Source organism: Shewanella hanedai (assembly GCF_007197645.1).
Taxonomy (GTDB): Bacteria; Pseudomonadota; Gammaproteobacteria; order Enterobacterales; family Shewanellaceae; genus Shewanella; species Shewanella hanedai.
The window spans coordinates 52,010-66,147 of sequence record NZ_VKGK01000021.1 but is presented as its reverse complement, the minus strand read 5'-3'; the positions used below and the strand labels follow the sequence as shown (position 1 = coordinate 66,147).

Sequence of the window (14,138 nt, the reverse complement as noted above, 5' to 3'; positions counted from 1 at the left end):
ATGGCTGTCATGTTTGCGCTTGGACTGGATTAACGTGTTTATCTTACTCATATTTTTTAGGCACAAGATAAATTATTACTGGTATCAGTCGGGTTTTGTTGCGAGAATGTTTGCACGCTGTAATTAAGTCTTAACTAATAAAAACAAGGATCTATTTACTAATCAGCTGAGTAAATAGAGCATAAGGAGCTAACCGTGTTTCTAGATTACTTTGCGTTGGGCGTTATTTTCTTCGTGGCCATTTTTCTCTTCTATGGCGTTATCGTCATTCATGATATTCCCTATGAAATTGCTAAAAAGCGCAATCACCCTCAGCAAGATGCACTTCATGTTGCTGGTTGGGTGAGTCTGTTTACTCTGCATGCTATTTGGCCGTTTCTCTGGATTTGGGCAACCTTGTACCGTGAAGATCGTGGCTGGGGATTTAACTCCGTGGTGGAGCGAGAGCTTGCCCTTGAAGATGAGGTTAAGCAGCTTAATGAGACGGTGTCGAAGCTGGAGTTAAGATTACAATCGATTGAGTTGGGAGGACATCCTGCGAAGCCAGAGATAGTGCCGAATGACGACATTGGAAACCAGACTAACAAGACGGAGGGTTAACGATGGATCTTTTACTTATTCTCACTTACACGGCCATTTGTATCGCTATTTTTAAAGTGTTTAAGATCCCGTTAACTAAGTGGACAGTACCAACCGCGATTTTAGGTGGCATATTTATTGTCGGCACCTTAATTCTGTTAATGAACTATAACCATCCCTATACGCCTTATGCTAAGGAGTATTTTGTTTCAACCCCAATAAATCCAGCTGTGCGCGGCGTTGTCACTTCGGTTGAAGTGAAGCCTAATGTGCCCGTAAAGAAGGGAGAGGTATTGTTTAGGTTAGACCCGACTCCGTTTGAGGCTATGGTAAAGCAAAAACGTGCGGCACTTGTTTCTGCTGAGCAAGAAGTACCTCAACTTGAAGCGGCTTGGCAGTCTTCATTAGCGAATGTTGAGCGAGCGACAGCGGATAGAGACCGAGCAGAATCGGCCTATGATCGCTATGCTAAAGGGAAGAAAAAAGCGGGGAGTAACTCGCCTTTTACTGAACTTGAAATGGATAATAAACGTCAACTCTACTTGGCGTCAGAAGCTCAATTGACCGTAGCGCAAGCTGAGGAATTGAGAGTTAGGTTGGTGTTTGAGTCTAATGTTGACGGGGTTAATACTAAGGTTGCTGGAATTCAAGGACAGCTTGAAAAGGCGTTGTTTGATCTCGAAATGACCGTTGTTAGGGCTCCTGCCGATGGCATGGTTACTCAGATGGCACTCAGACCTGGTATTGTTGCGGTTCCAATGCCACTTCGTTCTTTGATGAGTTTTATTCCTGACGAAGAACGCTATTTTGCTGGTGCATTCTGGCAGAACTCACTTTTGAGACTTAAAGAGGGAGATGAAGCAGAAGTGATATTAGATGGTGCGCCAGGGGAGGTATTTAAAGGCAAAGTGGCCACAATCTTGCCAGCAATGGCCGAAGGCGAAATACAGTCTACCGGCGCCTTGATCTCATCGCGTAATTTGATGCAACGAGGACGAGTAATCGTCTTGATTGAGATAGAGGACCATGCGATACGGGAGCATTTTCCTGCAGGTGTTTCCGGACAAGCTGCAATCTATACCGATCATTTTTCCCACGTGGCTGTCATGCGGAAAGTGTTGCTGAGAATGCAAGGTTGGCTTAACTACCTTTTTCATTAGGATTATCAATGCAGGATATTAGAGATTTAACATCTGTTTTAAGATCAAACACCCCAATTGTCGTCATAGAAACCTATGAAGAACATCGCGTTATCGAACTCCTTAAGAGGGTGTCGAGTGTGCTTTATCAACCTCTGTTCAGCTGGAGTATCACCCAAGGGTTAACCCGTGTTGATAAGCTTATGGGCACGCAGAAATTCAATAGTGAACCTGCTGATATTCTGGGACAGATAAAATCCACTGAACAACAGGGGATCTACATCTTGTGCGATTTTCATCCTTTTGTGGCCGATGCGCCTAAGAATGTGCGTCTGTTAAAAGAGATTGCACTTGAATATGAATCCCTTAAACATACGATTGTGTTAGTCAGTCATGCATTTGAGATCCCACCTGAAATCAAACGTTATTGCGCACACTTCAGATTATCCCTGCCCAATACTGCTCAGTTGCAAAATTTGATTTATGAGCAGGTCGATAAAGTCAGAAATGAAGGGGTGATGTTAGATGTCGATGACTCGGCGGTCATCAAACTGGCAGAAAACTTGAGAGGGTTGACCTTTGATGATGCGCGCCGATTAGCACATAAGGCAATTGTCGATGACGGGGCGATCACACATTCAGATGTAGACATGGTCAACAAGGGCAAGTTTGAACTGCTGGACATGGAAGGTGTGTTGCAGTTTGAATATGACACCAGCGATTTTTCTCAGGTGGCGGGTTTACATAATTTAAAACAGTGGTTAAAACACAGAACTCCTTCAGGCCGTACTAAAAACCTTAAAGATCAACCTAAAGGTATCTTGCTCCTAGGTGTACAAGGCAGCGGTAAGAGCTTAGCGGCCAAAGCTGTTGCTGGCATGTGGCAAAGGCCTTTGTTAAGGCTAGATATGGGGGGGCTGTACAATAAATACATAGGTGAGACTGAGAAAAACCTACGTCATGCCTTAGAGCTTGCCGATCTTATGTCTCCTTGTGTGCTCTGGGTTGATGAAATTGAGAAAGGTTTAAGTGGTGGCAGCAGTGATGATGGTGTTTCAACCCGAATTTTAGGCACTATTTTAACCTGGATGGCAGAGCGAAAGTCAGAGGTATTCATGGTGGCGACGGCTAATGATATCTCTGCACTACCGCCGGAGTTGATGCGTAAAGGTCGGATGGATGAAATTTTCTTTGTGGACTTGCCTGATGATGAGATCCGCAGGGCGATATTTCTAATCCATGCTAAACGACGTGAACTTGATCTTAGCTTGTTTAATTTAGCCGAGCTCTCAGGCGCGAGCCAAGGATTCTCTGGTGCCGAGATAGAGCAAGCGATCATCTCTGCTATCTATACCGCTAGAGCGTCAGAACAAGAGCTAAATCAAGTGCTGTTAATTGCAGAGTTGATGAAAACCAGACCTCTGTCTGTGGTTATGCGGGAGAAACTCAGCGCGTTACGTGAATGGGCATCTGACCGTACTGTAAACGCGCATAAATAATAGATTATAGAAACACTAACAGCGTTTGCCGTTAGTGTTTCTGTTTAGTTCTTTACTGTTAAATATCCATGCAGTTTGCGTAGTAGGTCACCGTTGCGGGCCAATCAGAGAAAACCCCTTTAACGCCTACATCTTTGGCTAGCACATCCAACAGTTCGAAAGCATCACCTTCATTATCAATGACATCGGTAATGCTTTGATAATACCAGCCGCCTCCGTTAACCAGTAAACCAGAGCGTTCCAATGTCCAAGCGATAATGTTCAATTGTGCACTTTTCGCAGCTTTGGCATATTCAGAAGGGATTAACTTATTTTCAGCATCTAAGGTCACTAATACCCAAAGTGGTGGCGCGATATATTCCACCCCTTGGTTTTTAAGTTCTTCCATACTTGGCGACCAAGTATCAGCATGTTGTGGGTCAAAGCCAGCATCATCGTATCTGTCATCGAGAAATACTGCCTGATTAGCAAATTCAGGTGTATTGGCTATCCAGTATTTGATGTCTTCAAGTTCAAAGGACTGCGGGAAAACATCTGATGTTGGGACATCCGCAGCTTGGTATTCACTTATCATTTTTTGAGCATAATCTTGCTGACTAAAACCATCGAATGGCATCTGCACTTCAGCTGATTTAAGCTCAGGAGTCATCTTAATCCCCGCTTTTTTAAACATCTCAATGCTCTCTGCGTGAGTCATTAAGGTGCCATTACCAGAATACAGGTCGGTACGCCAATTAGCCGTTCCTGCCATATACTCTTCAACGGTAGTGGCATCAGAATTCGCGCCGTCCATCTTGCCTTTAAGGGTTTTAAATTGAGCAAGAGTAATGTCGCTTGTGCAACATTTAGCATTGGCTTGCACGCCGTTGATAGGATCTGCAGGGGTAAAAGGCACGGAGCATTGTGCAGCAAGTTCTGGGATGGATAAAATATTGGTGGTCGTGGCCAAGTCACATTGAGAATGACGACAAACTAACGCTTTGTCAGAGGTGAAGGTGACGTCACATTCGATTATCCCTGCGCCTGAGTCAATCGCTGCTTGATAAGACTCTTTGGTATGCTCAGGAAACTGCATCGCGGCACCACGGTGGCCAATAGAAAAATCGGTACGGTAGGAGGGCTTATCGCTGCATTGCTCAAGTGTCGTTTTAAGCTCACTGTCCTGCATTTGGTTAACTAAAAATAGTGGGCGAGGGCCGACTTTAGCTGACACCTTAATTTCATTGTTATTGCTGTCATTACTATCGTTACAACCTGTGAGCAAGATACCAGTGATCAGAGCCGTGAGATGGACATAATGTTTTATGTGCTTAGTGTGCATGTGCAAAGTTTCCGTTTAGTCATTACAGCTAGTTGACCTGAATGAGGTCATATTTAGCGGAGTAATCTAACAGAAAAAGATGGCTGTTTAGCTAAGAAATTGTGACGTTAACATGACTAAAATATATCATTGACGTTAAAGAAGGGTTTCCCCCTCTTTTGTGAATACTAAATATACAGATGCCAGTGTTACGTTATTTCTTCGGTGGGAACTGGGATAAGATGTTGCTGACTGTTGCTTGAGTATCGGCGGCTTTTTGTTCTCCACCGGCATCAAAGTTGAAACTGTCGGAACCACGCCAAATAAGACGGTTGGTGACGGGATCGATAATATCTATCTGTATGGTTTGTATTTTAGCTGTACTGCTGCCGATGGGTACGCCCACGTTTGTGCCGACACTCACACCGCCACTACTGCCCCATGTGCCAGTGCCTAATCCAATAGAGAGGCCTGAATCTTTAGGCTTGTCGTCAATTCTGTAGCCAAAAGTCACTTGAAAGTTTGCTGTGTTCTTATCTTGAGTAAACCCTTCCTCCTCAAGGGTGTTGGCTATGGCGATTTGAATCCTTGATGCACTGAGAGGATCGTTAGATTGGGCTGGAGCTTGTTGCTGGAAAGTGCGCAGCTGAGTAAAGTCGTAATCGACGTCATAATCGCTCTTTGGCGTACTGGTGCAGGCACTTAGAAGCATCGATGAAAGGAGCACGCTTATTACGTTGAAGGATTTCATTGTCGTATCCAGAACTGATTATCTTAATTACCAATTTGGTCTGTTCTAGAAAGAGATGCAAGCAATTTTAGGGTATATGATGCAAAAGAATATATTTTAGCCAGTTGAATGCAAATCAGTTATGTTTAAAGTAACAAGTAACAAGTAACAAGTAACAAGTAACAAGTATGGGGGCGATTTATGGAGCAGTTAGAGTTTTTTGAAATTCAAAGTCCCTGTATCGGCGTGTGTCAGACCGACGCTCGCGGTTATTGCAAAGGGTGTTTGCGTAATCGAGATGAGAGATTTAATTGGTTAGATTTTTCAGATGCGAAAAAGTATGATGTTATTCGCCTTTGTAAGCAAAGAAAGCGTCGTCGCCAGTTGGCTATTTTGAAAGCGAGGAAGGCGCAATTGCTCCAAGAACGGGCAGAGCTTAACCCGTCATTTGATTTCAACTCTTCGGATCCCGAAGAACCCGATTTATCGTTAGATGATTTTACTCTTGAATAATTCTATTCAGGTTTAGGCCAGCTAAGAATAAAACTGGTTCTGCCTTTATGACTCTTCAGTCCAACTGTTCCATTATGCCTTTCCATGATCCGTTTAATAATCGCGAGACCCAAACCGTGCCCTTTATTACCATTCTGCACTGATTTACTGCGGTAGAATGGTTCAAATATCTTTGCTTGATCTTCGGGTGGGATCTCTGGCCCATCGTTAGTTACACTTAGACTTATCTGTTTTTCACTCTGCAATATCTCGACTTCAATTAACTCATTAGCAAATCTTTGTGCATTGGTCACAAGGTTTTGTATGGATCGTTCAATCAAAGATGGGTCGCCTAAGAGGAAGACTGGCTGAGCGTCTTGGTCGTACTTAATTGGCAGTGTTCTTGGTGATGATAGTCGTTTAATCGTTTGCTGCGAGAGCACTGTTAAATCGCAATGTTCCAAATGAACTTCTTTGCGCTGAGACTCAAGGCTAGCATAAGTTAACAGCTCCTCTAACAAGTTTTCTATCTCCTTGATATCAAGCTGCATCTCTTCAATAAACTCTGCTCTACGCTGCTCGCTTGAGTCTGGCTGACAGTACTGAGGCATCAACGCCATGGCAAACTTTAATCTTGCTAACGGAGTGCGAATTTCATGGGATACCGCATTCGATAAGTGTTTCTGATTTTCTATTAGTGTACGGATCTGCTTAGCCATTTCATTAAAGGTATTGGCTAAGGGGATCACTTGTGAGCGCGGTGATAGTTGTATTTGGGTGTCCCATTTTGCTCGCCCAAACTCTTGAGTCGCATTACGGAGGGTCTTTAGATCCCGTGACAAAGGCCATACCCAAATAAGTGCAATTAAGCCCAAAGAGAGGTAGAAAAAGAGGGTGAAAAGTTTACGTAATCGAGCTCTTGGATCGATGACGATTGGGCCACCTACCAGAATTTGTTTATCTACTTTTATAAAATGAAGTTCAAAATGGTCACTCAAAGTGGTGGTAAGCACAGCATTGTCAGTTAAGTTACTTTTATCTGATAAGGCTATCTGACTCGAATCTACCAGCTCAATGGGGTAGTCAGGGTCATGATCGACTTGGGCTAAATAATTGATACGATCTTGCTCTGGCAACTTAGCGAGAAGCTGTGCCAGCATGATAAGTGGCGCATCTGTGACACTATTATCATCGACATTATTCTGCCAAATATTATCAAGTGTCCAACCTATTCCTAAGATGCTTAAACTGATGAGTAGGTACAGGCTGATAAAAAGTCGTTTCAATCGTTCATTCCGTAAATCTACATCCAAGCGACATCAATATGTAAAAACTTTGAGATCGCTTGGGTATATAGGGTTTAGTTAGTCCAGGCTTCAGGTGCAAATAAGTAGCCCTGTCCCCAAACCGTTTTAATTCTAAACGGTGTCTCGATATTGTCGCCCAATTTCTTTCTCAGTCTTGAGATCCTGACATCGATTTTTCTATCTTTACCGTCAAAATCGATATTGAGCAAGTATTGATAGATATATTGACGACTCAATACCTGACCAGCTTGAGATGCAAGTAACCAAAGTAGCTCAAATTCATGGCTGGTTAGGTCAACTTCAAGATCGCCAAGTCTAATGGCTTGAGTGTGTGGATCGATACTCAGCCTCCCAAAAGATAAACAGTGTGACTCAGCTTTTGGCGGTTTAGCGTTACGACGTAGCAAGTTATTGATTCTGGCAATAAGCAGCGCAGGATCAACAGGTTTCACTACATAATCATCGGCACCCAACTCTAAACCCTTGATCTGATCTTCATTGGAGCCCAATGCGCTCATGAGTAGGATAGGGCCTGCAAAATAGTCGGGTAACTTTTCACATAGCGTTAATCCGTCCATACCTGGCAACATTATGTCTAGTAAAATGATGTCAGGTTTATAGTTGATCAGACGGGTAAGTACAGTGTCACCGCGACGCTCAACTTCAACGTGCATTCCATGGGACTTTAAATAATCCACAATCAAGTTGGCAAGACGAATATCGTCCTCGACCAATAAGACTCTATGGGTTGATTGAGTGGCTGTCATTAGAATAAACTCCAAGGGTTACGGTAGCGTCTTCTCACTTTGGGTCCTGCAGTCGGTGTGACTTTTAGTTTTACCCCAGCGAGAGTTTCATGTGTTGCTTTATCTATCATTACAAATTGAATATCTTCCGTTGTGCTTATATCTAAGCTAAACGAATTAACTTCTGCGCTCTCTGAACACCATCTGACCATGTTGTCATAGTCAGATAAAATACAGATTGGCTTGGGGATCTGGTTTTTCCATTCAAGTTTTACGGTAAGCTCACAAGTAAGCTGTTCATCTGAGGTTATGCAAAATTCGGGAGCAAGAGAGAGCTCTGCGGTGAACTTTTCAGTTTCATCAGCGATGAGTTGTTCACTACTCGATACTGAGAAAGAAAGGAGTAGAAACCCGCTAGCTATTATTTGAGAAATTTGCACCCGTATTAAAACCTATAACTTGAACCGATATAAAGGGTACTCGTATATTCTTCGTTCAATAGAGGACTCTCTGCAATTGCATCGGCAATGCGTGTGTATCGTGCTAAGAACAGTAGATCCCAATGTTGGGTCATCACATAAGTACTGGTTAATTCTATTCCTGCATTTAATGCCGACTTACTCTTAAAGGCTTGATTCCAATAAGGACTCTCGCTTTCCCTAACCCCGTAATAGTAATCTACAATCTCTTCGCTTTTCCAATCTAATTTAAGTTGAAGCTCGAAGTTCCAATCTTGAACAGGAAGATTATAAATCCATTTTAATTGTGCTTCGGTGCCCTGGTGCACATTTAACATATCGTGGGCTAATGAAAAGTTAATGATGCCGACTCGGGTGTAAATAAATGCATCAAGGCCACCTAAGTAGGTAAATCTGCGCTTCTCTAAATCGCCTATTGTCGGCTCCTGCACCCCTCTGGTAAATAGACCAATATTGTTATTTGCGACTGAGCTTGAGTCAAATGTGCTGCCACCAGCAAGAAATATATTAGAGGGATCCCAACGCTGAAAGTAAGCGCTGTCGGTACTGAAACTGGTTGCCAAGTTTATCGTGTAACTTTCTTGCTCAGTTAAGGTATAACCCAAATTACCGTTGTCGAAGTACCAACTCTCTCCATAGTAAGCAAAGGTTGGCACCATATAAATAGGGATATCATCAAAATCTTTAAGAGGATTACTACGTATGCCGTAACCTAAAGCGATGCCTAAGTCCCATTGACCGATTTCGATGCACTCAAGATCGTTTTCACAAGGTGGAGCCGTGTCAGCCCAAGTGAAAAAGGGAAGAAGAAAGCAGCTGAGGACAATCAGTTTTAGTCTGTTCATGACACCGTTTATATACTCATTACACAATTAACATATCGGGTAATAGGGTAACACCATAGGCGAGAGTTAGTCAGATGTTTTGTAGCATTTGATGCAAACTGATACACCAGCGAGCGCTATGTTTCTGGTATGTCCTTACTTGGTTGCCTTATTGTGATTCAGGAGGGGTTTTGGTGTTTTTTTCTTACTTCATATGTTGTCTAAAATGCTATTTAATTTAACTTAATAAAGCAGTGGTATAGGCAAAAACTATACTAGATAGAGTAAAAGACTATTTTTCCTAATGCTAAATTATGCTTATTGTAAGCAGTATAAGAAATGGTTACTTTCTATACTTAACTCTGAGAGTTCATATTTGACCCTATTAAGGATAACACCATGGCGCGAGTGCATTTTGATTGGACAGATCCCCTACAGCTAAACGCTTTACTCTCTGATGAGGAGAGAATGATCCGTGACAGCGTATATGACTATGCTCAGGATAAATTGATGAGTCGGGTGTTGATGGCGAATCGAAACGAGCACTTTGATCGAGAAATCATGAATGAGCTCGGTGAAATGGGGCTTTTAGGGGCAACGTTGCCTGAAAAATATGGCTGCTCAAACGTCAATTATGTTAGCTACGGACTTGTAGCCCGTGAAATTGAACGTGTCGACAGCGGTTACCGTTCAGCCATGAGCGTGCAATCGTCTTTGGTTATGCACCCGATACATGCCTATGGCACGGAAGAGCAGCGACTTAAGTATCTTCCTAAATTAGCCACTGGCGAGTGGATAGGTTGTTTTGGACTGACTGAGCCTGATGTCGGTTCAGATCCTGGAGGAATGAAAACCCGAGCAGAGCGCATTGATGGTGGATTTAAGATTAATGGTGCCAAAATGTGGATCACGAACTCGCCAATCGCCGACGTATTTGTGGTGTGGGCAAAGCTTGAAGGAAAGATCCGCGGTTTCATTCTTGAGAAAGGAATGAAAGGGCTAAGTGCGCCTAAGATTGAAGGTAAATTCTCACTGCGAGCATCGGTTACCGGTGAGATTGTTATGGACAATGTCGAGGTGCCTGAGACTGCATTGATGCCTAATGTGGAAGGGTTACAGGGACCATTTGGTTGTTTGAATAAGGCGCGTTACGGCATCGCATGGGGCGCGTTGGGCGCGGCAGAGTTTTGTTGGCATGGTGCGCGTCAGTACACCCTTGATAGAGTTCAGTTTAATCGTCCACTGGCGGCAAACCAGTTGATTCAAAAGAAACTGGCTGATATGCAAACTGAGATCACTACAGGTTTGTTTGCTTGCCTGCAAGCGGGACGACTAATGGATCAGAATGCCCTTCCTGTCGAAGCTATCTCATTAATTAAACGCAACTCTTGTGGTAAAGCGTTAGATATTGCGCGTATGTCTCGTGACATGCATGGTGGCAACGGTATCTCAGATGAATTTCATATTATTCGCCATGTGATGAACTTAGAAGCAGTGAATACCTACGAAGGGACCCATGATATTCATGCCCTTATCTTAGGTCGTGCTCAGACAGGGATTCAGGCTTTTTGTTAAGCAAGATTGTTAAGGAGCTTTAGGCTCCTTTTTTGTGTCTGGAACACTGATGTTCATTAACCATATATGGTTAATAATTTGGTTGTTTTAGCCTCTCCAATTAGCTAAATGGGTGAGCAAGTATTATGGAAGATAGGGCGGTAGCGTTAGATAAGCGCTTTATTGAGCGAGTCAATAAGCAAGCCTTTAGTGATATAGGTCAGGGCTGGGAACATCAAAAACTAGGTTTATCAGACAGCGACTTTGTTGGTATGTTTGAATCTCAGCTTAAGAGTCGACTGTTGGATCTAGAGTCGCGAAAGATGCGCGCAAGAAATGAAGGCTTCTATACCATCGGCAGTTCAGGGCACGAGGGAAATGCAGCTTATGGTTTAGCCTTTAAACCTACTGATATGGCGTTTCTGCATTATCGTAGTGGGGCTTTTATGATTGAACGAAGCCGCCAACTTCCCGGTGAAACCATTCTTTACGATATGCTGTTGTCGTTTGCTGCATCCAGTGATGACCCCACTTCTGGTGGTCGCCATAAAGTTCTGGGGAGTAAACGATTGAATATTCCCCCGCAAACATCGACCATCGCCTCACACTTACCTAAAGCGGTAGGCGCAGCCTTTAGTGTCCCTTTAGCTCAGCGATTATCGCTTGATTCTCCCATGCCGTCAGACAGCGTAGTCTTGTGTAATTTCGGCGATGCTTCAGCAAATCATGCCAGTGCGCAGAGCGCGATCAATTCCGCTTGCTGGGCCGCGTATCAGCAAGTACCACTGCCAATTGTGTTTATTTGTGAAGACAACGGTATTGGGATCTCAACACGAACGCCGAAAGGTTGGATTGCAGCGAACTTTAGCCAGCGGGCTTCGCTTAAGTATTTTTATTGCGATGGCAGGGATATTCTCGATTGCTACAAGGTGAGTAAGGCCGCGGCAGACTATGCCAGAGTTCATCGCAAGCCCGTATTTCTGCACGTGAGAACGGTACGCTTAATGGGACATGCGGGCAGCGATGCTGAGATTGCTTATATGAGTAAGGAGCAGATTTTTGATAATGAAGCTCAAGATCCACTCGTCGTGACTGCGCAGCAGCTGATCGAGGCCGGTTTGATGAACTCGAATCAGATCATTGAACTTTATCAATCGATGAAGGCTCGCATAGAAGCAATTGCAAAAATGGCTGTGACTCGTCCTAAGTTGCAGACGGTTGAGCAAGCCATGGCGTCTATTGTGCCACCGAAGCTAGTGGTGAAAGATAACCAATATTTAAATTTAGAAAGCAGAAATGAGTTATTCAAAGCCGATAAGCTGGCATTAAATAAGCCGCTGCATATGGGGAAATTGCTCAATTTAACCCTGACAGAATTGATGGCACGCTTGGCCAATATTGTTGTTTGCGGTGAAGATGTGGGTAAAAAAGGCGGGGTTTATCATGTGACATCCCGATTGGTGGAGCGCTTCGGTCCCAATCGGGTGATCAATACCTTGTTAGATGAAACTTCTATTTTGGGATTAGGAATAGGAATGGCTCATAATGGTATCTTGCCCATGCCAGAGATCCAGTTTCTTGCTTATGTGCATAATGCTGAAGACCAAATTAGGGGCGAGGCGGCGACCTTGCCATTTTTCTCCGATGGACAGTTTACCAATCCAATGGTGATCCGCATTGCGGGTCTAGGTTATCAAAAAGGATTTGGTGGACATTTTCATAACGATAACTCATTTGCTGTATTCCGTGATATTCCTGGATTAATTATCGCTTGTCCTTCCAATGGCGCCGATGCTGTGGAGATGCTCAGAGAGAGTGTCAGGTTGGCGCATGAGGAGCAAAGGGTCGTTATTTTCCTTGAGCCAATAGCGCTATATATGACCAAAGATCTCCATGATACTGGAGATGGCCTTTGGGCGAGTCATTATGTGCCTGAGCAGGAGTCCAAACCTATCGCACTGGGAGAGATAACCCAAGAGGGAGAGGGGAATGAACTCTGTATTATCAGTTATGCCAATGGTTATTACCTGAGCCGTCAGGCGCAGAAAATATTGATGGAAACTGGATTAAAAGTCAGGGTTATCGATATTCGTTGGCTTGCACCTCTAAATATGGATGCCATTATCGATAAGGCGAAAGCGTGCAGGCATATCTTGATTGTCGATGAATGCCGTAAGACTGGGTCGATAAGTGAAGCGATTATGACTGGTTTTACTGAAGCGCTAGGTCATGAATGTCCGCCAATTGCGAGGCTGACCGCTGATGATTGTTTTATTCCTCTCGCCGGTGCTGCGACACTTCCGCTCCCCACCAAAGAGAAGATTGTCGAAGCGGCGATGAGGTTAATAGGTAAGGAGCTTAATCAAGCTTTGTTAAAGGAGGCGCTGTAGAACAATGACAACGAACACTAATCTTGGTGAGAAAACGAAGCAGAGAGTCCTAGTCATTGCGCCTGGAAGGGGTTGCTATAACAAGGAGGAGTTAGGGTACTTGCACACTCATCATCATGACAAAGTTGAGCTTGTCGAGGGGATCGATGCATATCGTGACTTACTCAAACAAGCGAGTATCAAACAACTCGATAGTGCCGAGAAGTACTCTTTTAAATTACATACCGCTGGTGAAAATGCATCGGCGTTAATCTATGCCTGTGCCATGGCTGATTTTATGGATATTGATACCGACAAATATGAAGTGGTCGCAGTGACAGGCAACTCCATGGGCTGGTATATCGCGTTAGCATGTGCTGGTGCTTTAAACTCTGATGCGGCCATTGATGTGATTAATACCATGGGTTCGATGATGCAAAAGGGCCTGATTGGAGGACAGTTAATCTATCCTGAGATGGATAAAGAATGGCGTCTGGATAAAGCGAAAACAGTGTTAATTGACAGTGCTATTGAACAGGTAAATACAGAAGAGGGCTGTGAAGTTTATACCTCAATATTGCTTGGGGGTTACCGGATATTAGCGGGCAACGAAGCGGGCCTTAAACGGCTCGAGGTGGTATTACCATACATTGATGAACGTTACCCTATGAGGCTTTATAACCATGGGGCATTTCACTCTCCGTTGCTTGATGATGTGTCAAAGCGTGGCTTAGAGGGGCTTCCTGCAAGTTTGTTTAATTTGCCTAAAGTGCCGCTTATTGATGGTGAAGGACGGATCTGGACGCCGCAAAGCACGGATATTGACAAATTGAGGCGTTATACTTTAGGGGCTCAGGTGACAGAGACTTATGATTTCACTAAAGCGGTGCAAGTTGCAGTGAAAGAGTTTGCCCCAGATAAGGTGATTGTACTTGGTCCAGGAAATACTTTAGGTGGGCCAATAGCTCAGGCATTAATTAATATTGGTTGGTTTGGCTGGCAAGAGAAGAATCATTTTTCAGAGTCCCAAGAAGCGTCGCCAGAACTGTTAGCCATGGGAAACGAGCTACAACGTCAGCAAGTACTGAAACAGTAATGAAGCCCTTGTCGTTTAGCGCTC

The 14,138-nt window shown here is 43.8% G+C and carries 13 protein-coding genes; 7 read left to right on the top strand and 6 right to left on the bottom strand.

What is annotated here, in order from left to right; all coding sequences use genetic code 11:
* Positions 1-195 precede the first annotated feature (195 nt).
* The 3 genes from FN961_RS16520 to FN961_RS16510 are packed head-to-tail and all read left to right on the top strand — an operon-like array spanning position 196 to position 3,217.
* Entirely contained in the window at positions 196-600 is a 405-nt protein-coding gene (locus tag FN961_RS16520) for a DUF3302 domain-containing protein (RefSeq protein ID WP_229814714.1), read from the top strand.
* A 2-nt stretch (positions 601-602) separates the two neighbouring features.
* Positions 603-1,739, top strand: coding sequence for an HlyD family secretion protein (locus FN961_RS16515; RefSeq protein WP_144041282.1), 1,137 nt, complete (start codon positions 603-605; stop codon positions 1,737-1,739).
* A gap of 8 nt (positions 1,740-1,747) precedes the next feature.
* Complete coding sequence (locus FN961_RS16510; RefSeq protein ID WP_144041281.1) at positions 1,748-3,217, top strand: AAA family ATPase; 1,470 nt, start codon at positions 1,748-1,750, stop codon at positions 3,215-3,217.
* A 58-nt stretch (positions 3,218-3,275) separates the two neighbouring features.
* Here FN961_RS16510 and FN961_RS16505 read toward each other — a convergent pair whose 3' ends face one another.
* Positions 3,276-4,538 carry a glycerophosphodiester phosphodiesterase family protein gene (locus FN961_RS16505; protein ID WP_144041280.1) on the bottom strand — a complete coding sequence of 421 codons (1,263 nt, stop codon included), beginning with the start codon at positions 4,536-4,538 and terminating at the stop codon, positions 3,276-3,278.
* 193 nt (positions 4,539-4,731) lie between these two features.
* Positions 4,732-5,268, bottom strand: a complete 537-nt coding sequence (locus FN961_RS16500) for a DUF4136 domain-containing protein (RefSeq protein WP_144041279.1) — start codon at positions 5,266-5,268, stop codon at positions 4,732-4,734.
* 180 nt (positions 5,269-5,448) lie between these two features.
* On the opposite strand from FN961_RS16500, the gene FN961_RS16495 reads away from it, so the two are divergent.
* Positions 5,449-5,760, top strand: a complete 312-nt coding sequence (locus FN961_RS16495; protein WP_144041278.1) for a DUF1289 domain-containing protein — start codon at positions 5,449-5,451, stop codon at positions 5,758-5,760.
* A 2-nt stretch (positions 5,761-5,762) separates the two neighbouring features.
* Here FN961_RS16495 and FN961_RS16490 read toward each other — a convergent pair whose 3' ends face one another.
* The 4 genes from FN961_RS16490 to FN961_RS16475 form a co-directional block, all read right to left on the bottom strand.
* Entirely contained in the window at positions 5,763-7,025 is a 1,263-nt protein-coding gene (locus tag FN961_RS16490; RefSeq protein WP_144041277.1) for an ATP-binding protein, read from the bottom strand.
* A gap of 74 nt (positions 7,026-7,099) precedes the next feature.
* Positions 7,100-7,813, bottom strand: coding sequence for a response regulator (locus FN961_RS16485; protein WP_144041276.1), 714 nt, complete (start codon positions 7,811-7,813; stop codon positions 7,100-7,102).
* A complete protein-coding gene (locus FN961_RS16480; protein WP_144041275.1) occupies positions 7,813-8,232 on the bottom strand; it encodes a DUF3019 domain-containing protein in 420 nt (139 codons plus the stop codon). Before FN961_RS16480 ends, FN961_RS16485 begins: the two co-directional genes overlap by 1 nt.
* 5 nt (positions 8,233-8,237) lie before the next feature.
* The gene (locus FN961_RS16475) at positions 8,238-9,116 is read right to left on the bottom strand and encodes a MipA/OmpV family protein (protein WP_144041274.1); all 879 of its coding nucleotides are present in this window, start codon (positions 9,114-9,116) and stop codon (positions 8,238-8,240) included.
* Positions 9,117-9,494: 378 nt separating this feature from the next.
* Here FN961_RS16475 and FN961_RS16470 point away from each other — a divergent pair, with 378 nt between their 5' ends.
* The 3 genes from FN961_RS16470 to FN961_RS16460 all read left to right on the top strand — a co-directional run bounded on the left by FN961_RS16470 (position 9,495) and on the right by FN961_RS16460 (position 14,114).
* Positions 9,495-10,670 carry an acyl-CoA dehydrogenase gene (locus tag FN961_RS16470; protein ID WP_144041273.1) on the top strand — a complete coding sequence of 392 codons (1,176 nt, stop codon included), beginning with the start codon at positions 9,495-9,497 and terminating at the stop codon, positions 10,668-10,670.
* A 125-nt stretch (positions 10,671-10,795) separates the two neighbouring features.
* Positions 10,796-13,039 (top strand): dehydrogenase E1 component subunit alpha/beta, encoded by a 2,244-nt coding sequence (locus FN961_RS16465; RefSeq protein WP_144041272.1) that lies wholly within the window; start codon positions 10,796-10,798, stop codon positions 13,037-13,039.
* Positions 13,040-13,043: 4 nt separating this feature from the next.
* Complete coding sequence (locus FN961_RS16460) at positions 13,044-14,114, top strand: ACP S-malonyltransferase (RefSeq protein ID WP_144041271.1); 1,071 nt, start codon at positions 13,044-13,046, stop codon at positions 14,112-14,114.
* Positions 14,115-14,138: the final 24 nt, after the last annotated feature.